General features: G+C 27.8%; 21 protein-coding genes and 1 pseudogene. 6 read left to right on the top strand and 16 right to left on the bottom strand.

Translation table 11 applies throughout. The annotated features are described in order from the left end of the window. Window positions 1–77: 77 nt before the first annotated feature. The 4 genes from BLV71_RS14230 to BLV71_RS14215 form a co-directional block, all read right to left on the bottom strand. On the bottom strand, window positions 78–1,541 hold the full coding sequence (locus BLV71_RS14230) for an AAA family ATPase (RefSeq protein ID WP_093871188.1): 1,464 nt from the start codon (window positions 1,539–1,541) through the stop codon (window positions 78–80). Between the two features lie 66 nt (window positions 1,542–1,607). Next, window positions 1,608–2,729 (bottom strand): vWA domain-containing protein, encoded by a 1,122-nt coding sequence (locus BLV71_RS14225; RefSeq protein ID WP_093871187.1) that lies wholly within the window; start codon window positions 2,727–2,729, stop codon window positions 1,608–1,610. Window positions 2,730–2,948: 219 nt separating this feature from the next. After that, window positions 2,949–6,242 (bottom strand): M1 family aminopeptidase, encoded by a 3,294-nt coding sequence (locus BLV71_RS14220; RefSeq protein ID WP_093871186.1) that lies wholly within the window; start codon window positions 6,240–6,242, stop codon window positions 2,949–2,951. Between the two features lie 2 nt (window positions 6,243–6,244). After that, a complete protein-coding gene (locus tag BLV71_RS14215) occupies window positions 6,245–7,132 on the bottom strand; it encodes an ABC transporter ATP-binding protein (RefSeq protein ID WP_093871185.1) in 888 nt (295 codons plus the stop codon). Window positions 7,133–7,340: 208 nt separating this feature from the next. Here BLV71_RS14215 and BLV71_RS14210 point away from each other — a divergent pair, with 208 nt between their 5' ends. Together BLV71_RS14210 and BLV71_RS14205 are read left to right on the top strand one after the other, a co-directional pair. Continuing rightward, a complete protein-coding gene (locus tag BLV71_RS14210; RefSeq protein ID WP_093871184.1) occupies window positions 7,341–8,132 on the top strand; it encodes a sensor histidine kinase in 792 nt (263 codons plus the stop codon). 114 nt (window positions 8,133–8,246) lie between these two features. Then, window positions 8,247–8,828, top strand: coding sequence for a LytR/AlgR family response regulator transcription factor (locus BLV71_RS14205; protein ID WP_369813922.1), 582 nt, complete (start codon window positions 8,247–8,249; stop codon window positions 8,826–8,828). Window positions 8,829–8,908: 80 nt separating this feature from the next. Here BLV71_RS14205 and BLV71_RS14200 read toward each other — a convergent pair whose 3' ends face one another. Next, a complete protein-coding gene (locus BLV71_RS14200) occupies window positions 8,909–9,508 on the bottom strand; it encodes a DUF6642 family protein (protein ID WP_093871183.1) in 600 nt (199 codons plus the stop codon). A gap of 212 nt (window positions 9,509–9,720) precedes the next feature. Between BLV71_RS14200 and BLV71_RS14195 the strand changes: the two genes are divergently transcribed. Further along, the gene (locus BLV71_RS14195) at window positions 9,721–10,335 is read left to right on the top strand and encodes a DEAD/DEAH box helicase (protein WP_093871182.1); all 615 of its coding nucleotides are present in this window, start codon (window positions 9,721–9,723) and stop codon (window positions 10,333–10,335) included. Between the two features lie 343 nt (window positions 10,336–10,678). On the opposite strand, the gene BLV71_RS14190 is transcribed toward BLV71_RS14195, so the two are convergent. From BLV71_RS14190 to BLV71_RS14160, 7 genes are all read right to left on the bottom strand, one after another. Next, entirely contained in the window at window positions 10,679–11,632 is a 954-nt protein-coding gene (locus tag BLV71_RS14190) for a 2OG-Fe(II) oxygenase (protein ID WP_093871181.1), read from the bottom strand. Between the two features lie 94 nt (window positions 11,633–11,726). Beyond that, the gene (locus BLV71_RS14185; RefSeq protein ID WP_093871180.1) at window positions 11,727–12,578 is read right to left on the bottom strand and encodes an enoyl-CoA hydratase/isomerase family protein; all 852 of its coding nucleotides are present in this window, start codon (window positions 12,576–12,578) and stop codon (window positions 11,727–11,729) included. A gap of 18 nt (window positions 12,579–12,596) precedes the next feature. Further along, entirely contained in the window at window positions 12,597–12,932 is a 336-nt protein-coding gene (locus BLV71_RS14180) for a nuclear transport factor 2 family protein (protein WP_093871179.1), read from the bottom strand. A gap of 102 nt (window positions 12,933–13,034) precedes the next feature. Beyond that, the gene (locus BLV71_RS14175; protein ID WP_093871178.1) at window positions 13,035–13,889 is read right to left on the bottom strand and encodes an AraC family transcriptional regulator; all 855 of its coding nucleotides are present in this window, start codon (window positions 13,887–13,889) and stop codon (window positions 13,035–13,037) included. Beyond that, a complete protein-coding gene (locus BLV71_RS14170) occupies window positions 13,889–14,731 on the bottom strand; it encodes a DUF4437 domain-containing protein (RefSeq protein ID WP_093871177.1) in 843 nt (280 codons plus the stop codon). Before BLV71_RS14170 ends, BLV71_RS14175 begins: the two co-directional genes overlap by 1 nt. A gap of 7 nt (window positions 14,732–14,738) precedes the next feature. After that, entirely contained in the window at window positions 14,739–15,551 is an 813-nt protein-coding gene (locus tag BLV71_RS14165) for an SDR family NAD(P)-dependent oxidoreductase (protein ID WP_093871176.1), read from the bottom strand. 245 nt (window positions 15,552–15,796) lie between these two features. Continuing rightward, window positions 15,797–16,234, bottom strand: a complete 438-nt coding sequence (locus BLV71_RS14160) for a hypothetical protein (RefSeq protein WP_093871175.1) — start codon at window positions 16,232–16,234, stop codon at window positions 15,797–15,799. 230 nt (window positions 16,235–16,464) lie between these two features. Here BLV71_RS14160 and BLV71_RS14155 point away from each other — a divergent pair, with 230 nt between their 5' ends. Continuing rightward, window positions 16,465–17,340, top strand: coding sequence for a LytR/AlgR family response regulator transcription factor (locus BLV71_RS14155; RefSeq protein WP_093871174.1), 876 nt, complete (start codon window positions 16,465–16,467; stop codon window positions 17,338–17,340). Between the two features lie 108 nt (window positions 17,341–17,448). After that, entirely contained in the window at window positions 17,449–18,558 is a 1,110-nt protein-coding gene (locus tag BLV71_RS14150; RefSeq protein WP_176974409.1) for an acyltransferase family protein, read from the top strand. A 15-nt stretch (window positions 18,559–18,573) separates the two neighbouring features. Here BLV71_RS14150 and BLV71_RS19065 read toward each other — a convergent pair. The 4 genes and pseudogenes from BLV71_RS19065 to BLV71_RS14135 all read right to left on the bottom strand — a co-directional run bounded on the left by BLV71_RS19065 (window position 18,574) and on the right by BLV71_RS14135 (window position 20,621). Then, a pseudogene (locus BLV71_RS19065) lies at window positions 18,574–19,060 on the bottom strand (DUF962 domain-containing protein). A gap of 12 nt (window positions 19,061–19,072) precedes the next feature. Continuing rightward, window positions 19,073–19,399 (bottom strand): TetR/AcrR family transcriptional regulator, encoded by a 327-nt coding sequence (locus tag BLV71_RS18895; protein WP_255405207.1) that lies wholly within the window; start codon window positions 19,397–19,399, stop codon window positions 19,073–19,075. Between the two features lie 16 nt (window positions 19,400–19,415). Beyond that, window positions 19,416–19,697 (bottom strand): TetR/AcrR family transcriptional regulator, encoded by a 282-nt coding sequence (locus tag BLV71_RS18890; protein WP_255405206.1) that lies wholly within the window; start codon window positions 19,695–19,697, stop codon window positions 19,416–19,418. A 243-nt stretch (window positions 19,698–19,940) separates the two neighbouring features. Beyond that, window positions 19,941–20,621, bottom strand: coding sequence for an NAD(P)H-dependent oxidoreductase (locus BLV71_RS14135; protein ID WP_093871172.1), 681 nt, complete (start codon window positions 20,619–20,621; stop codon window positions 19,941–19,943). 220 nt (window positions 20,622–20,841) lie between these two features. On the opposite strand from BLV71_RS14135, the gene BLV71_RS14130 reads away from it, so the two are divergent. Then, a complete protein-coding gene (locus BLV71_RS14130) occupies window positions 20,842–21,210 on the top strand; it encodes a winged helix-turn-helix transcriptional regulator (RefSeq protein ID WP_093871171.1) in 369 nt (122 codons plus the stop codon). The last annotated feature ends 69 nt before the right edge of the window (window positions 21,211–21,279 follow it).

Below are 21,279 nucleotides of genomic sequence, written 5' to 3'. Positions count from 1 at the left end.
TTATAATTTTCCTTTTCCCCTGATTATTATAACCTATCACCTTCATTTTTGAATGCTCATAGCTATTTAAAGAAGTACTAAATTCTTTTTATGTAATTGGCTAACGAGTCATTAAACTGAAAACCAGTGTTAAAGCGTTCCTTATTTAAAATCTTATATTCGGATAATGCCCAAAGTATAAATTCTTGCATAAAAGGTATATCTTTTTCAGAAACTTCAGGTTGATATTTTTTAATTAAAAGATTTAAAGGTGCTATCGAATCTAACTGTTCTCTAAAATAATTTTCATCCATATCATCTAATAATTCTACAGCATCTTTAGAAGAAAACCATGACGAAATAGCGTCATATGGTGATGCTTCTCCTTCCTTTCTCAACTTCTTAATTTCAGGAAACAGGGTATTGAAAATAGTTTTAATCGCATTATTGAGTAGTATTTGTGCAACCATATCTGCTCCCTCCTGTTCTCCTTCATATACTAATTCTATCTTACCAGTAATCGCAGAGATAGTTCCTAAAAAATCTAATACACGAACCGAGGTATTCGTTTCTTCGTTTAAAAGTGATCTTCTTTCAGCTGTACTTAAAAGATTTTCAAAGATTGAGATACTCATTCGGGCACTTACTCCACTTTTTAAATCTACATATTCACTTTTTCTCGCTTCAAAAACTAGTTGTTCAATTATATCTCTTGCAAGTTCTGGTACATGTATCTTGTTTTTTTGCTCTTGAAGATAGGTTGCTTCTTGTGTAGTAATTTTTTTAGCTATTTCTATAGATTTTGGGTAGTGCGTTAAAATTTGTGAACCTATACGATCTTTTAATGGCGTTACAATACTCCCTCTATTAGTGTAATCTTCAGGATTTGCTGTAAATACAAACTGAATATCTAAAGGTAAACGTAATTTAAACCCTCTAATTTGGATATCGCCCTCTTGTAGTATATTGAATAAGGATACTTGAATTCTGGCTTGCAAATCGGGAATTTCGTTAATTACAAAAATACAACGATTAGCTCTTGGAATCATCCCAAAGTGAATCACCCGGTCATCTGCATAATTCAATTTTAAATTCATGGCTTTTATAGGATCTACATCGCCAATTAAGTCGGCTACAGTTACATCGGGAGTTGCTAATTTTTCAAAAAATCGTTCCTCTCTGTGTATCCAAGATATTGGTGTATCGTCTTTATGTTCAGCTATTAGTTCTTTGGCATATCTTGATAAAGGACGTAATGGATCATCATTTACTTCAGAACCTTTTACAATAGGAATATACTCATCTAGCAAAGTTATCATTAAACGTGCTAACCTTGTTTTTGCTTGCCCTCGTAATCCTAAAAGATTAATATTATGCTTCGACAAAATAGCAGTTTCTAATTCAGGTATTACTGAATCTTCATACCCCCATATGTTTGTAAAAACTGTTTCTTGCTGCTTTAATTTATTTATTAGATTGTTTCTTAACTCGTTTTTTATGGAAATAGATTGATATCCTGTAGCTTTTAATTCACCTAATGTATTTATATCTTGATGATTCATATTGTATATTCTAGTATAGTATCCTTTTTAAGTATACTTCTTTATTAATAATGTATAATTTTAAATTTATCGTATTCTTCTTTTTCTATTTTGTTCATAATCTTCAAAAATCATTTCCCCTAAACCTTTTAAACCAGTATAAAAGGCCTTTCCTTGATTTGCTTTTGTAAAATGCTCGATAAATTGCATTAAGTAGGGATCACTTGCAATCATAAAGGTAGTTATGGGGATATGCAATTTTCTAGCTTGTGCAGCCATATTGTAGCATTTCTCTACAATATGCTTGTCTAAGCCATTACTATTTTTATAATACGTACCATCAGCCATACGTAAACAGCTAGGTTTACCATCCGTAATCATAAAAATTTGCTTATTAGTATTTCGTTTTCTTCGCAAAATATCCAAGGCAAGTTGAAGCCCTGCAACAGTATTCGTATGGTAAGGCCCTACTTTTAAGTATGGTAAGTCTTTAACGGAAATCATCCAAGCATCGTTACCAAAAACCAAAATATCCATAGTATCTTTAGGATAACGGGTTCTAATAAGTTCTGTTAATGCCATTGCTACCTTTTTAGCAGGAGTAATTCTGTCTTCTCCATACAATATCATGCTATGGCTAATATCAATCATTAAAACGGTACTCATTTGCGCGTTAAAATTCGTCTCTTGTACAATTAAATCCTGTTCCGTTAAGGAAAAATTACCAATACCATTATTAATCTGCGCATTTTTTATGCTTTCAGTCATCGAAATTCGATCTAAAGAATCTCCAAAATGAAAATTTCGAAATTCACCTGTATGCTCATCTCCACTACCAATAGCTTTGGTTTTATGATTTCCAGCACCCCGTTTTTTTAATTTTCCAAAAATTTGATTTAAGGCATTTTGACGCAGTGCTTGTTCTGTTTTAGAAGTAATTTTATTTTTTGAACTTCCAGTACCATCTTCCAATTCTTCTTTTATGTAGCCTTTATTTTTTAGATCTTCTAAAAAGTCATCAAGTGTATATTCAGGAGTAGTTAAACTATATTCTACATCCAATTGTTTTAGCCATTCAAAAGCCTCATCAAAATCTCCTGAAGTATAGGTTAATAATTCTTTGAAAATATCAAAGAGTTTATCGAAAATTGGGATTTCTTTTTCTTTGAATTTCTCAAAACGTAACCCTTTGTTAAACTGTCTAGCCATACCCTAAAAATACGCATAAATGTATTTTTATACCAGCTATATTATAGATTACTGTTATTTGTAACGTTTATAAATACACATTCTAAGGTTAAAGGATTAATAAATCCCAAACAATTCTATTTTGCATATAGAAATATTTGGAATTTATTTCTTTAATCCGCTATCGTATTTACATAAGTTCTCTTCCTTTTAAATATTTTATGTTTAGAAAATAATAAACTACTGTTCTTTAAACGTTGTTTTCTCAAACAAATCAGTTACTACATGTTGAAGAGAATCTGGTGTAATTTTTCTAAAATATCCTATTAAATCATGAGTAGTTGCATACCTGTTTGTAGTTATTTTCAATTTACCATTAGTGGTATTCCAATCATTTAAAAAACTCTTCAGCGCTTTATTTACTTGCTCCTCTCCTACTATTTTTTGAAATTTATACATATTGATTGCTCCTTTAGCATAATATACATACTCTTGATTTTCTACCAATGCCAATGAAGGTTCTTCGACTGCTTCTCTATCTTTTCCTTTTTTATAAATCTCTTTTTGAGTTTCTAAAAACTGAAGTAGTTTTTCTTCTGAATACTTCTGTTTTAAAACCATCATAGCAGCATATTGTGATAATGTTTCTAAAATAAAGTTTCTGCCTTTTACATTTGCTGCTTCAACCTGCATACCAAACCATTGGTGGGCAATTTCATGTGCTGTTACGTAAAATGCCATATCCACATCTTTTTTATCATCAATATTTAAAACAAAACCTATAGATTCTGAAAATGGAATGGTTCCTGGAAATGATTGTGCAAATTGAGCATAATTTGGAAACTCCATAATACGAAGTTGCTTATATTGATAAGGACTAAAATTTTTGGTATAATACTCTAAAGAAGCTTTCATTGAAGTTATCATTCGTTCAATATTATAACTATGCTCTTTATGATAATAAATTTCAAGATCAACTGGCTTATTATTCATGGAATCTTTACTAGAAATCCATGTGTCTTTTTCAATTTCATATACTGCCGAAACAATGGAGTAAAAATTGATTATGGGAATTTCCATTTTATAATGAAAGTAGTTACGATGATTTTTTGTCCATTTTTTTAATAAATTCCCAGGTACTAATGCTGTTTGATTTATTGAAGTACCAATAATCATTTCAAAATTAATTCCATCAGAGTCACTACCTGACCTAGCATTTACTAATTCATTAGTATTATTTCTATCAGACTTATTATTTCTTAATGGTAGTTTATTTTCTTCACGTTCATCAGCATTTCTTAATTCATATTTTCTATTATATCCAATTGTAGGTAGATCAGAATTGTTAAAAAATGTTCCGTTGTTGTTGATGTTTACATTAGAGTTTCCTAGCTCAAATCCTTTTGTAGTAAAACGTTGCTTGAAATACATCTTTACAGAATCTCCTGGTTTTAATGTTTTTGTAAGGTTGAAAATTAAATAGTCAAATTTTTCGTATTGATGATTAATAGTGAATCCGCCTTCAAAAGAAATACTATCCAACGTAACGTTTTCTTCTATGAGTTTTTGAATGTGAATTGATGTAATGTTTACAGTATTTGTGTTTTTCAATATATATGAGCCTTCTAATAAGTAATTTCGCGTTGAAGGATAAAGTTCTAATTGAAGGTTTACATCTATAATTTTTGGCTGTGGTATATATTCAAACTGCTTTAGTTCTTTTTCATAAGCTACTCTATATGCGGTGGTTTCAGAGTCACTCCAGTGTTTATTTAAAATATTTGTATTGTAAAAGATAAAGCTTCCAATAGTTATAAATGCTAAAAAAACTAAGCATGCGAATTTGAAAAGTGGTTTGCTTACTCTGTATTTACTAGCTTTTATTCGTTTCATGAAGTTGGTTTCTGTACCTCTAATATGAACTAAAGAAGCAATAATTAGTAGTAGTATTCCGAATAGCAACCAATAAGATTTAATAATGAGGTATGGTTTTAAAAAATGACCATATCCATTCATAGCTGAATATGTTTTTAATGAACTACCTCCAAAGAAATACAAATCGTGATCAAAACCAAATAACCCAAAAGCAATATTGGAAATGAAGAATATAATTACAAATAAAATACCAACAAATTTATTATTTATTACCGATTGAATAAAAAATGCTACACATGTGTATAACGCTAAAAAAGGTAAAATTTCTAGAAAAAAACCATAAAAATAAACTTGAAACTCGTACTTATAATATCCACTTATTGTTTGAAATATAATCCCTGAACTTATTAAGGCTATCATTAATACCACGTAAACTAAGTTTAATCCAACATACTTGCCCAATAAGTTAATAAAGCTAGACATTGGTGTGGCATCATAAATTAGATGTAGTTTAGCACTTCTTTCTTTCCAAATCAATTCTCCCGAATAAAATACTAAAAGAATAATGAAGAAATAAATGGATGTTTCTTTAAGTTCATCAACAATAAAATACGTTACAGGATAACTATCTACTCCATATACGGTTCCAAGATTTACTGAGTTAATAAGAATGATAATCATACCACAAATAACAATTCCCCAAAATGATGATTGTTTGCAAATACTTATAAAATAAAACCAGGAAAATTGTTTTAATTGTGTATATTTTGCTAGTAAACCATATTGTTTTTTAGCATTAGGTAATACAATGTCTACATTTTCATTACTCCCTTTAACGCCTAATGTTTTTACTTGTTTTTTTCTTGATTTCTTTTCTTTAACTAAATGAAAATTAAACTTTTTATAACCATATGTCAACGCTATGAAGCCTAGAAAAAGCCAAAACAATTTATTATATATAAGTGCTCCCCAAAATGGAAGGTATTGTGTACTCTTTTCTAAAGTAGACCATGATTGTGTAATAAAAGTGGTAGTAGTTAATGAAAATGGATCTAAAATGGCTTGCCAAAACGGATTAGTAATTGCTTTGGTTAGCATAAATACTACAAACAAAATAATACCTTGTGTGTAAACAACAACTAAGTTCCTACTTAAAGCACCAGTAACAAAAAATAAAGATGCTCCAAAAAATAAGTTTGGCAAGGTTATTATTAAAAATGTCTTTAAATATACAATTACATTAAATTCTAACAGGCTATCTCGGCTATGCCATGGCATAAATTCACCTAATATCATTCCGAATAAAATACCTGAAAACACAAATAGTAAAACAGTAAAAGATCCTAAAAATCGACCTAGTAAATAATCTTTTTTATTTATTGGAGTAGAAAATAGTAAAGACTCTATATTATACTCAAAATCTCTTAATACAGATACGCCCATAATCATTGAGGCAAGAATCATAAATATTCCAGTAATAGCACCCATAGTTTTTGCTATAACTATGGGTGAGTTTTTCTTCATTAATCCCATTTCTGAACCTTGAAAAATAAAATCTACACCTACAATTGAAAATAGAAATAGAAATAAGAAAAACACATAGGTATCTGGACGTTTAATTCGATATTGTATTTCGAACTTAAAAATATTGTACCACATAATTAGTTAGAATTAGAGTTAGTATTACTAAATATTTTAGAAAAGTATACATCTTCTAGTTCTGCATTGGTTAGAGAAAATCCACCTCCCGGGTTCTTATCGCTTAATATATGAATAGTTGGTTTTCCTAAAAACAGCTTTTCACTAATTACCTTATAATTTTCTTTGTAAATTTTTAATTCTTCTTTTTCAATTGTTTTCTTATAAACTTTACCCTTTAAACTCTCTAATATTTCAAGTGGCTGCCCCTTTAAACAAACTTGACCTTGATTAATAATTGCCATATTTGTACAGAGCTCTTTAACATCATCAACTATATGTGTAGATAAAATAACTACGGTATGTTCACCTAACTCACTCAAAACATTGTAAAATCGATTTCGTTCTAAAGGATCCAATCCTGCTGTAGGCTCATCTACAATGAGTAACTTTGGGTTATTAAGTAATGCTTGTGCAATACCAAAACGTTGCTTCATACCTCCAGAATAACCTTTAAGGTTTTGTTTTCTTACATCGTACAAATTGGTTTTATGCAAAAGTGCTTTTACTAGTTCTTTACGTTCACTTTTATTTGTAATTCCTTTTAATACAGCAAAGTGATTAAGCAATACTTCTGCAGATATTTTAGGATATAAACCAAATTGTTGTGGCAAATAACCTAGCACTTGTCGTAATTCATTTTTTTGTTTTAATACATCGATATTACCAAGAGTAATAGTTCCAGTATCTGCTTCTTGTAATGCAGCAATAGTTCTCATTAAAGTAGATTTTCCAGCTCCATTTGGTCCTAACAAGCCAAACATGCCTTTAGGTATGTTTAATGAAATGTTTTGTAATGCTTTAATTCCATTAGAATAGGTTTTTGATAAATTATCAATAATAAGTTCCATACTGTTTTTTGATTAATTATTTAACGCAAACCTATAAGCTATTCCTAATACGAAAAAGGAAATGGGGCACACCTCTTCTTAAGTGTGACGCAAACACTTTTGGAAAGTATAAACGTATTTCATCACTACTAAATAAGTATTTACCCCTTTCTAACCATTATTTATCAACTAATTTGTAAGAGGAGGTTTATTTATTTAATATTGACATATGAAGTTGAAAATATCTGATAGAAAAAGGAAAAACCTAAACAGATTTTATAAAATTACACTTGTAATTGTAGGTTTTATCCTTGTAATTTTTAATGACACTTTTGGTAAAATTGAAGGATTTGTAGAGTTTATTGCTTTATACTTCATTATTTTATTTATCACAATTGCACATTGGATTTTTAAACAAATTAAATCCATTATTAAATTAAAGAATGAAAAAGAAAAAACAGAATTACTACATTTAAAAAGTCAGGTTAATCCACATTTTTTCTTTAATACCCTCAATAATTTATATGGATTAATGAAAAAAGGTTCTAAAGAAAGGGATATGGTACTCAAACTATCTGATATGATGCGATATAGTATTTATGAGGGAGGAAAAGATTGGGTAACCCTCAAACAAGAAATAGATTATTTAAAAAACTATATTGAACTTCAAGAAATTCGTTACCATAAAAAGTCTGATATTCAATTTAATTCTGAAATTGGAAATCCTCAAGCTAAAATTATGCCTTTGTTGTTTATTATTTTAGTAGAGAATGCTTTTAAGCATGGATTAGAAAATTTAGAAAAAGATGCTTATATCCATATTTATTTAACCGAAAATAATAATAAAGTAAGTTTTGACATTGAAAATAATTTTGAATTACATCAGAAACCTAATCATCAAGGAATTGGTCTAAAAAATTTACAAAGAAGATTAGAATTGATATATCCCAAAAAGCATACACTTGTTTTAAGTGAAAACACTAATATTTATAAAGTTACACTATCTTTAAATATAAAATAATGAGATACTTAATTATAGATGATGAACATATAGCCCATAAGATTATAATGGAATATTGTGAAATGTTACCGCATATGAAGCTGCAAAAAAAACTGTTATAGTGCTTTAGAAGCTTTGGAATATTTAAATACTCATCAAGTAGATTTAATTTTTTTAGATATAAATATGCCAAAGTTAAAAGGATTTGATTTTTTAAAAACGCTTACAGCACCACCTAAGGTTATAGTTACTACAGCTTATAGTGAGTTTGCGATAGAAGGCTATGAACTTAATGTTATAGATTATCTTTTAAAACCATTTAGTTTTGAACGTTTTTTAAAAGCTGTAAACAAAATAAATGACTCTAATACTATTTCAAAAAATACTAGTATTGAAGAAAGCACCCCAGAAACAAAACGTATTTTTTTGCGTCAGAATAAGTCGTATATACAAATAGAAATAGACACTATTTTATTTATAGAAGCTTCAGGAAATTATACTAAAATTGTTTTAATAAATGAAATCATTACCATAAGAGAAAAAATATCTGATGTATTGGAGTCATTACCTTCAGACAATTTTCTACAAGTGCACAAATCATTTGCAATAGCCATAAAATATATTAATAAAATTGATGGGAATAGAATACACATTCAAGAACATACAATTCCCATTGGGAAATTATACAAAGTCAATCTTATTAAAATTTTAAATTAGAGATCTAAATATTAAACTTTTTTTATCAAAAAAAACTTAATTTTCAGATAAATTAGAATAGCTTCTTTAAATGTTGTTTTTTAATAATACAATCTAAAATCAAGTAACTTACAAAGTTTATAATGTCTTTGATATAATTCTTCTACAATAGCTAACATATTCTCGTCTTTTTTAAACAAGTTAAAGAATACTTTATCAAGATCTGAGCTAGTAATTCCATTAAATTCATTTCCGTAGCCAGAAATTCCTTTAGCTCCAGTGATATCTAAAAAATACTGAGCTTCTTCTTCGTCTAAATCTAATACTTTGGCATTTGAAAAATGCAAAATCTTTCCATTTAACCTACCTTCAAAAATTTCTGCAATTTCCTGTAAGCTATAGTAGTAGTCATTTAAACAAATACTGTTTGCTTCACCTGATATAACTAAGTATATTATTTCATAGTCTTTAAAATTATGATCATCCAAAACCAATGTGTTTAAGCTAACTTCTAGCCCTTCAATAGTGTCGCATGTTTTATAAATACTTGCTACTCCATATTGCATGGTTAATTGTTCTAACTTTTTTTGTGTTTCGGTAAACGTCTCCATTTCTATATCATCAACCGCTTCTAAACAGAATATAAAATAATCTGTATTAGTAAATTGTTCTTGGTATAATTGTGGTGTTTTCTCTAACAAATTTTAGGATTTATGCAAACTATTTATAAAACACAAAAATAATATAACTCTTTTATTTTTTTTGGTATTTTATATAAAATTCAGAAAACATTCTAACAAAACATGTGTACTTGTAATTAGATTTATACTTAAATTTGTAGCTGTTTACTTTAAACACTGGAGTAGTATTTATAATACTCATTTTTATAATCAAATACATTATTTACTTAATTATGCCTTTTAAAAAACTTGATGTTAATATAAAAGAGAAGTTATCAGAATTAGATTTTGATACCCCTACTCCTTTTCAAATTAAAAGTATTCCAGTAATAAAAAGTGGTAAAAATTTATTTTGTGTTGCTCCTAAAAATAGTGGTAAAACAACAGCGTTGATTCTTACAACAATGCAAAAATTAAAATGTAAAGAAGTAGGTACTGCACCTAGAGCTATTGTTTTTGTAGAAAATAATGAAAAAGCATTAGAATTATACAATTCTTTTTTAAAGTTTACAAAAATTACTTCATTACGTGTTTATGTTTGTGATGAAAGAGAGCATATAGATTTACTTAAATCAGAAATATTTGAAGGAGTAGATATTTTAATTACTACTCCTAAAACTATGAACAAACTATTGTTATTAGAGGGAGTAAATACTACACAATTAAAAATAGTTAGTTTTGATGATGCTGAATATTTAGCTAAAAAGTCTGTAATTTCTGATGTATTATCTATTACTCAAAGTATTCATAAATGTCAATATGTTATATATTTAGAAAAAATGAATACGACTATACAAAATTTAGACAATTATTTTATGCTTTACCCTGCAAATATTTCTGTAAAGTAATTATTATAAAGCTTAGAAATTACATACTTTTTTTAATAGTACGTAAACACAAAATAAAGTTGTAAATTTTCATATATCGTAGTAAGTTAAACTAATTAAATTTAAAGAGTTCATATAAACATTATAGGGACAATAGAAGTTAGTATAAACAAGTAATCAAGTACCACTTCTTCTCAAATACAGGATGCTACTTATTTAGTAATTCTTTTTTGTATAAATATTTTACGATTTTTCTAAATAATACCTTACTTTATACTTACAAGGACCGCTTCTACATTTACTACTAACTTATTTCGACTCTCAAAAAACATCATAAACAAATTTAGATTATAAACTTCAAGTTTTAAAATGGAGCAAAAGTATCTTTAGGACTGTCTGGTAAGCTCCAACGTTGGTGAGAACTAATTTTTTCTTTTTTAATTTCTGTAGATACTGAGTTATTAACACTACCGTAGCTACTTACTCCTCCACGGGGAATTTGCATACGGTTTCCATATAGCCACACGACCAAATTACTTCGCTGACCACTGATGATTGGATGTGTTGCGTGTGCGATGTTACCACTATGAATTATTGCTTTACCTGGTTCAAAAACAGTTTGTACAGTTTTTCTTGAAGTCTTATCATAGAAATCAACTTGTGAGCCTTTAAATTTTTCATCAGGTAAATTAATATTTATATTCAAAGTAGCTGCTGAAGCGTCAGTGTGTGCATGCAAATCTTTATCTTTCTCAGGGTTGTACTGAATTGAAAAACCAAATGTTTGGTTATCATAACCGTAAGTACCAAGTAGTAAACGAGCAATCGGACGCATATAGCGGTTCATTATATCATTATAAAAAACTTGGAAATTAGGTGCAGCTAAGTAACCCTCCGAGCGTGGGTCAAGCATAATACCATAACGATTTAATTGAATACCATATGGTGGTCGAACAGGAATTTTCGAAGATACTATAGCTTCTAAATAATTTCGGAATTCTGTTAAGCGTTCAACGTCAAAAAACTGTGTAGAATAAACCCCAGGAATAATTTCTTTCCATAAATCAGCTACAGCATTTTCTTTTTCTGGGTTTTTCCATGCTTCATTAATAACTTGTCGTAAGTTTGAGTCAAGTAGCATTTCATCAGGAATTAGTAAATTTTCTTTATTTTCGATTTCCCATTCTGCCCATGCATTTTCTAATAACTTCCGATTACTATTCCAAAAATAAGATACAGACGACTTTCGTTGTAGTGAAGCTTCACGAGAAGGTAAAGTAAGCGCACGAGCTTGTGCGAGTGCATTATTATGTGTCATTTTTCTTTATTTAAATGTTTTTATTAAAAACGAATGCTTTTACTTACTATAAAAACATCCGTTTTTACTATTAATTAAACTTAGTTGCCAATAGTTATTCTCTTTGAATTTCTTGTAAATCAATTAACATGTTTTCCCAGTTTTTCTGATTATTGTGATCAAATTGTGCTCCATTTTCATCAGCGATTGTAAAACGTTTGATTGCAGGTGTTTTACTAGTAGCTTGAAATAATTGATAGGCCTCTTCTTTTAAAGCTTCAGAAATTGGCAAATCGATAGAAGCATAAACTGCACGTTTACAAGCTTCGATAGATGCTGCTGGAAATTTAGAGATTCGTTCTGCTAATGCATCTACATATACACCAATTTCATTAGCATCTAATGCTTTGTTAATAGTACCAAATTTTTCTGCCTCATCAGCATCCCAATCTCTTGCTCCTAAAATAATTTCGAGAGCTTTTCCTAAACCAGTTTGTCTTGCCATACGTGATGCTCCACCACCACAAGGTAAAATACCCATACCTACTTCCATTTGCATGAATTTTGCTTTACCACGAGCTGCAAAACGCATATCTAAAGCTAAAGCCATTTCATGCCCACCACCACGAGCAAAACCTTCAATTTTTGCTATAGTTGCTTGTGGTACATTACTTAATCGTTCTAGTACAGATTGTAAATCAAGTAGTTTAACTTCATTTCTTGGCACTGCTTCTTCTGACATATCTCTTAACAAGTTGGTATCATAATGACAAACCCAATAACCAGGATTTGATGATTGAAATACAACTACTTTAACACTTCTATCTCGTTCTAATCGAAGACATAAACTGCTTAAGTCTGCTAACATTTCTTGACCTTGCACATTAACAGGCCCAAAATTAATATCTACAGTTAATATTCCTCCTTTTTGTTCTGTATTAAATGTTTGAAAATTTTTGTAATCCATTGTATTTATAGTTAAAAATTAATTATTAATTGCTGCAAATGTGTGTTGTTTTATTTTACCTTTTTCAATGATATAAGTATCGGTTGCTAGTTGTATATCTAAATGTTGATTTTTTCCATTCCAAACGAAATAAACTACATTATCATTGGTTTCTTGTTTGATAGTATTAAATTGAAAACCTTCAAAATTTGGTAAGAATTCTTTATAAAAACTGAAAATTTCTTCTTTTCCTTTATAGGTATTTTCTGGCGTAATAAAAATCGCATCATGCGAATAATCCTCCATTACCTTTGAAGGATATAACATATTTACAGCCATCATATGTGCTTCAAAAACTTCTTGTGAATTTTTCATTATAACTATTGTTTAAAAATTATAATGCAAATTTACTTTGAGTATAGTGTTAAGGTTTAGTAAGAAAAAATGAGGATTTAGTAAAAAAAGAGGAACCTAAAATTAATCGATAATTTTCAAGCTTTTTTTATAAGTTTTAGCAGTGATTCCTTTATAAGTTATAAATGTTTTATCAAGATGACTACTATCAGTAAAACCTAATTCTTGGGCAATTTCGGTAATTGTTAAATCGGTATGTTTTAAACGTGTTTCAGCTAGTTTTAATTTGTAATTAAGAATGTATTTTTTTAGACCAACATTCATTTTACTTTTAAAATATTGACTAATATAATTTTCTGAAAAATGAAATTGATTTGCTAATTCCTTTTTTGTAAGTTTTTCTGGGTTGTGAATATTATAATTTATATAATTAATAATATCTTGAATTTTAGAATTAGATTTTTTTGAAGAAATAAAATTTACATTTCTAGAAATAATATGTAAAATCGTATGTAAAGTAGTTTTTAATACAACTTCATTCTTCAATTTTTCATCATTGTATTCGTTACACAACACAGTAAACAACAAATTCAAACTACTTTTATCTGTTTTAAATTGTATATTTAAATGTGATGTTCTGTCAGAATTATGTAGGATTGTTTCTATTCTTCTGAACCAATCTTTTCGTTGTACTTCATTTTCATTTAAACTAAAAGTACTAAAAAAATTATTTAGAAATTTTATAGCAGAAACTGTAGTTCGTGTTTCAATTTCTAAATTATATTGATCATTAGGAATTAAAATGAATAGTTCATTGTCGTTATACTTTACTCTATGATTATTGATTATAATTGTTCCTGAACCCTTTTCTATATGTAAAATTTCAAAAAAACGTATAGGTGTGTATTGACAAAAGGCCAACGATGTTGCCTGTTCAAATTTTTGAATTACGATATTTTCAAATATAGTTCTTGACATTAATTAATTTTTAAATCCCCATTGGTGCGTATATAGATAATAATCTCTCTTTCTGTACTATTCAAAACTGTATGTATCGATTTGTCTGTTGAACCAAAATAACTTCCTGCATCCAAAACTTTTATTTCTTGACTTTGAGGTATCTTATAATTTATCAGGCCTTTAATTACAACTGAATGTAAAACCGTTCCATTTGTTTCTATTGTTCCATTATATCTTTTTGGAAGCTTTATAAAAAGACTCTTTAAACCATTATCTTTATTCCCTAAAAGAAAACTAATTTCTGCTTTACTATTTGAAGCAACCCAATTTGTTTTATCGCTATTCAGCCAAACTAAGTTAGAAGTATCTATATTTACAGGTCTTTCGCCATTATCAAAGGCTTCGCTCGTTGGTTTTACAAGATATGGACCATGGTCAATTTCTACTAATGCGATGTTTTCTTTTCCTTTGGCTGAAGTAATATGTGATTCGCCTTCTGGTTGTGTCCAAAAGCTACCAGATGTCATCCACATATTTTTAGCATTTTTATCATCATTATGTATGAACCCATTGATAACCACTGCTCGATAAGTGACATTATGAATATGAGGTGGCGAAGAAAAACCGTCAACAAATTTCGCTAAAAAACCAGTTGATACTTCTCCTTTTCTATCTCCCCAAATGGTACCAGCTTGTGGACTTTGGTCTCCTCTTGCTGGATTTAGTACTTCCCATTCTATTTCAGATGATAAAAGGACTTTATTTGTAGGTATAATACTTATTGGTTCTTCTTTCTTTTCTCTTGATTTACACATGATTAATGTAAATACCAACATGAATAATATTACTGTTTTTTTCATAAATCAATTAGTTATTTATAATATCTTCAGTTTTTGTTATTAATGCTAAAATTAAATTTTCATCATAAGCATCTGGATGAGCAGGAGCAAAAAAACCTTTTGGATTTCCTTTATCATTATCAAAATATTTACCTGTACTATTTTTGTATTCTTCAGAAACTGCTAAATCATAAATTATATCTGATCCTTTTGTTGCTGAGGACCAATGTTGTCCATAAGCTTCATTTGCCATTTTAGTATTTAATAAAGAACCTGGATTAACAGCGATTGTCATTATTTTTGAATTTGTTTTAGCAAAGTAAAAACTCCACATAGTTAATGCTAGTTTACTTTGAGAATAAGCCTCACTACTATTTTGAATGTCCATACCCGCTAAAGCTTCATCAGTAACATGTGATTGTGCTGCTGAACTTAGATTAATAATTCTTGGCGCTTCAGATTTTTTTATAATTGGAAGAATAGTATTGGTTAAAAGATAAGGAGCAAAATAATTAACAACTAATCTAATATCAAAATTTTTGAAATTACTAGTTGCTGTAGTTTTAAAAATACCCGCATTATTAATTAAGATATCTAATTTAGGAATTTCATTATTAATATGCTTCGCCATGTGTTTAACATCATCTAAATTTGAAAAATCAGAAGTAAAACCACCTATGTTTTTATTTCCTGAAACTTCTTTTATTTCTAGGGTTGTACGTTGTAATTTTTCTTTATTCCTTCCATGAATATATATTGTATGACCATCTTTTGCAAATTGAATAGCAGTAAGTTTCCCTATTCCATCTGTACTCCCTGTAATTAAAATGGTTTTATTCATGATATTTCTTATTAAACACTTTAAGTGTATATGTCTTAGTTTTTATTTATAAGGTACAAATATACCTAGATGACTCATGGATTTTCCAGTAAAAATTAATGTAGTTTTAGTAAAAAACAAGGATTTAATTAATCATAATAAGATGTTTCCCCCTTTGTTAAACTATAAAATGTAATAACACTTATTCAAAGATTAAAATATTCTGTATACAGAATATTTACTATTCTATTTTAAGAAAAAAGATTTTAATTTGATAACTGATTCTTTAAAAAACCTTTTTTTACTTGTTCATTAACTATTATGCTTTTAAACATTTTAACCTTTATTTTTTCTTTATTCGCCTTTATAAAAATATACTCAACAATACTGAAATCATCTATGAATAGATCAAGTATATTAATACATTTAAATCCTAATTCGTCTTTCGGTAATTTAAATTGATTAGATAGATGATTAACTAGGACTTCAAAAATTTTTGGATGATTATTTTCAAAATAGTGAATTGCATTTATCTGTTTTTTATTCATAGAATGTAAAAAACTTACAGCTATATTATTAGCATACATATTACAATACCCATCTGTCTCTTTATCAATAAATATAGTATCTCCATTATCGTTTAGCTGCCTAAAACCCATTGTAGATGCTATATAAATATAGCAATCATAATCTCTAGTTTGCATTATATATTTAATTTGTAAGTACTAAATATACTAATAACACGCTAATTATAAAGCTTCAAAAGTCTCTTTAATTCAAATTATCAAATGCTATATATCAAATATCTTTTTTAACAATTTAGTAGTTAATATCTTTAATTTTGAAAACATGTATTACCTTTTGCTAAAGTTTTATAAAATATAATGAACTTTGAAACTAATAAATTCAATTAAAAAATTAATTTAGCCGATGAATGAAGTTAGCTCAAATTAAAAATTACCTCAAAGAACCTTACCCCTATTATTATGAAAAAAGTGATAGGTTACTTTTATTATTGTTATTTATTGCTATTTTAAGTTTTCTATTTTCATATTTTTTTGAACCTTTTGTTGTTAATGTCAATGAACATAAAATAAGTTATTTTTGGATATTGCTTATCCATGCATTTACGCCTTTTCCAATTGCTTACTTATATTTCATTCTATTAAATAACTCAAAAAAAGATACTGAAATATGGACATTAGGAAAAGAAATATTCCATCTTTCAATGATTCTATTGGTTATTGGTATTACTAGTTTTTTAATACGTGATTTAATTTATACCAATCCAGATAATTGGTCTTTTAAATATTTTTGGGAAGAAATTAGAAACACGTTTTTAATAGGTATTCTTTTATTAGTAGTTGTACTGCCAATTAATTTAGAGCGTTTAATAAATAAACATAAGGCAAGTTTAAAAGAAATAACACCTATTAATTTTGACTCTACCTCTCATAATTTAATAATTTCTATAAAAAACAGTATGTCTGAAGACTGTTTTGAACTTAAAATTAAAGATTTTCTCTTTGCAAAAGTAGAAAGTAACTATACAGAAGTTTATACATTTTCAACTAACAAAATTCATAAAACATTAATTCGTGTAACTCTAAAAGATCTTGAAGAACAATTAAAATTAGTTTCTCATAATATATTTAAAACGCATCGCTCTTATTTGGTTAATTTAAATAAAATTAATTCAATTTCAGGAAATGCTCAAGGTTATGAATTAGTTTTAAAAAACAGCTCTCTAAAAGTACCTGTATCACGTTCTAATATTACTAAATTTAATACCGCTTACTCTAAAGTTTAAGATAATATCTCTTGTATTTCGTCACTTTAGCTTGTTATATATCACAATTCAATTAAAGGCCTTCAATTTGTTTTTATGTTTGCTCAATAAACAAAAAAACTTATTATTTTGATTGATAAAAAACGTCGATATGATTTAGATTGGTTACGTGTAATAGCTATACTTGCTGTATATTTTCATCATGTTGGAATGCCTTTTAATGGTGATGATTTTCATATTATGAATTCTGAATCTAGCAAATTACTGGATGATATAATGGTGCTTTTTGAACAGTTTAGATTACCGCTATTGTTTTTAATTTCTGGTACAGGAACTATGTTTGCTTTTTCAAAAAGAACGTGGTTAGAATTTATTAAAGAACGAAGTAAACGTTTAATAATTCCTCTTATTTTTGGAACTCTTTTTATTGTTCCTCCACAAACATATTTTCAATATATAAATAAATATAGTTCATATATTGAAGTATATAAAAATGGAGATTTTGAAACAAATCATTTATGGTTTATTGAGAATTTATTTATTTTATCTATTATACTAATTCCTTTGATTTTGTTTTTGAAGTCAACTAGATCTGATAAATTAATTTCTTTATTTGACAAAGTTTCAGCTAATAAATATGGAATCTTAGTAACTGGATTACCTTTACTTATAATTACAATTTTACTAAAAAAAATATATCCATCCGATTCAAAAGATATTACAAATCTTTCTTCTACTTTTTATTATGGTTATTTTTTTATTTCAGGAATGATTTTTACTTCTTCAAAAAAAAGTTGGAGTTACTTAATAGCACATCGGAAATTCAATCTAACCTCTTTTATTATTAGCTTTATACTATTTTATGGGTATTATTTATTGCCAAGTGAATATATATCACCCTATTTATCAATAAGTAACAGGTGGAGTTTATGGTATTTAGTTTGTACTATGTTAAGTTGGACTTTTGTAACAACACTACTTGGTTATGGACAAGTTTTGTTTAACAAAAAAAGTATCCTTCTTTATAAGTGTAATGAAGCTATATATCCTTTTTATATTTTACACCAAACCATAATTATAATAGTAGGATACTATATTATTGCGCTTGACTTTAGTATTTTGTCAAAAATATTCTTGTTGATTCTTACATCTTTTCCATTAACTATACTAATCTATAGAATTTTTATATACCCATTTAAAATAACAAGATTTGTATTTGGGATGAAAAGTAAAAGTTAGATTAAAATTTTAGTACTAAAATTTAATTTTAAAAGCATCAAACAGGTGACTCAATGTCCAAGCAGGACCAATCATTAAAAATTGAATATCTTTCAAAAATGAAGGTTTTTTGCCTTCGTGATTGTGCCCAATAAATTGAGCGATCCATGAAAGTACAAAGATAATTAGCATTATACTCCATAGAGGTAATAAATCAGCTTTTACTATTAGGTTAATCCCTAAAAGAACAAGTATTGAAAAGAATAACATTCCTAAAAAGAGAATAAATGATAACCTTAAATAATACATTAGTCCGAATAAAACTATTAGTGTTCCAAAATTTATATACGATATTAACTGTTTAGGAAATAAATTGGTAATACTATTAGGAACTGGTATACTTGCTAGTAATCCTATGATGCTAAAAAAAAATTAGAGGCACACATACGTAATGTATTTTCTTATTAAATGTAGTTTGATGGCTTACAGCATATTCTTCTAATAATGATTCAATTTTTCTCATGGTTTTGTCTGGTTATTTTTTTTGAGGTACAAATTTTTTTAATTCTAAATATTCATTCATACCCTTATCTGTAAGGTAAGGCATAAGAATATTCCATAACATTTGCATCGAATGACCTTTATTTACTTTATATTTTTTGGAAGCTATTACTTGTTTTTGTGATTGCCAAAAGGTGCTGATCATCCATATAGAATAAATAACCTTATCGTAATCAATATTATCATTTTCAGGCTTCAGCCTACCTGATTCAATATAGTAATCGATTAATTTGCGTCCCTCTTTAAAGCGCACTAAATTTGAAACTTGATATGCTTTTGAAATAGTTGTATATGTTTTCAATATATGTACTACATCACTAAAAAAAAAATAGGTAACGTTCTTGTAAATTATCAAATTTCAGCATCATTTCTTCAAAATGAAAAAGAGTGATATAACTATTTTTTGGTAGGATATAGTTTAAGGTTTCGTTGTACATTTCATTATATATAACTTCTAGTAAAGACGCTTTATCTTTATAATGATATCTAAGATTCCCCGCACTGATTCCTATTGCATCAGCTATTTGTTTCATTGAAACTGTTGATATACCTTGTTGGTTAAACAGTTCAATAGCAGTTAATTTGATTTTATTTTTCAAAAGCATAGTATTGAAATCACATTCAAATATAGCTACATTTTACTAAATAAAAACAAAAATTAGTAAACATTTACTAATTTTACAATCTAATTATTATGCTCCACTAAGAAACAGGCACGAATGAGTAATATAGATTTAGTATATATGATCAATTAAAAAAAGGCTATCAAAATAAATTTAATAACCTTTATAATACTTCAAACTCTAGATTAATTAGTCATATTTATCACTAATTAATGATATTTACTTCCAGGTGATAATATCTTTAAGATCTCTTCTAGACTTATCATGTGCTGGAGCAGTTTTTCTATAACCAAAAGCAACCATAAATGATAAACCATATTTATCAGTATCTATTTCAAACTTTTCTTTTAAAAGTTGCTCTGCTTTTTCTTGGTGAAATCCTTCTATAGGACAACTATCTATACCTACTAATGCTGCAGAAGTCATCATATTAGCTAAGGCAATATAAGTTTGCTTTGATGACCAATCAAATAATTTCTTGTCGGTATCTAAATTAAAATCTCGTTCCTGAAATTCTCTATAAAATTTTAAATACATTTCAATAACATCTTCAGGAAGCTGTTTAACATTTTTCATCATGTGCATAATATACTCTGAATCATGTTTTACCATAGGCGTTTTCATGCTTAATCCTAATATAAAATGACTGGCTGTATCCAACTTTAATGGCGCTCCCCATGCAACTGGTTTTAATAATTCACGTAGCTCTTTATCTTGTACCACTACAAAATGCCAAGGTTCAAAACCAAATGAGCTAGGTGATAAATTGGCTGTTTTAAGAATAAAATCTATATCTTCTTTCGACACAGTTTTTATATTATCAAATTCTTTTGTTGCATGTCTATATTTAAATGCATTTAAAATGTCATCTTTAGCTATACTAGGTTTTATTGTACTCATAATCATTTAATTTTATTATTATTAGCTTACTATCAAAAGTATAGTGACAAAAATATAGATAGTTCATTAACTATACAATAACGGTCAAAAATGATAGTATACACAAAAACTCACAAAACACTAATTAACAATCAATTAAAATATAAATAATCTACTATACTTTGTATAGTTAAAATATTAAATATAGTTTGATATATTTGTAGTTGTAAAAGTAAAATTTATGGAAATAAAACATAAAAAATGTCTTATAAAGTATAATGATAAGTTATTTTCATGTACTACAAGTATTGCAATGGAATTAATTGGAGGTAAATGGAAAAGTGTAATTTTAATTTACTTAATTGATGGTAAAAAACGTTATAATGAGCTTTATAAATTAATTTCAACTATAACTGAACGTACTTTAAGTTTGCAATTAAAACAGCTAGAAAAAGATGGGTTGATATCTCGTAAAGTTTATACAAAGAAGCCACCTTTAAAAGTAGAATATGCCCTAACATCCTTTGGCAAAAGTTTAACTCCAGTATTAACTTCGATAGCAAGTTGGGGTAAGATTGTTGCTAATGAAAAGGGAGAAATTATTGAATAAATTTTAGTTAACTACTTTTACCCACTCTAATTACTCGTTGTAAAATACTTGTTGTCAGTATTTTATAAT

This window comes from Tenacibaculum sp. MAR_2010_89, from assembly GCF_900105985.1.
GTDB classification, from domain to species: domain Bacteria; phylum Bacteroidota; class Bacteroidia; order Flavobacteriales; family Flavobacteriaceae; genus Polaribacter; species Polaribacter halocynthiae.
Note: the sequence above shows the minus strand (reverse complement) of the source record. Positions and strands in the feature narration are given on the sequence as shown.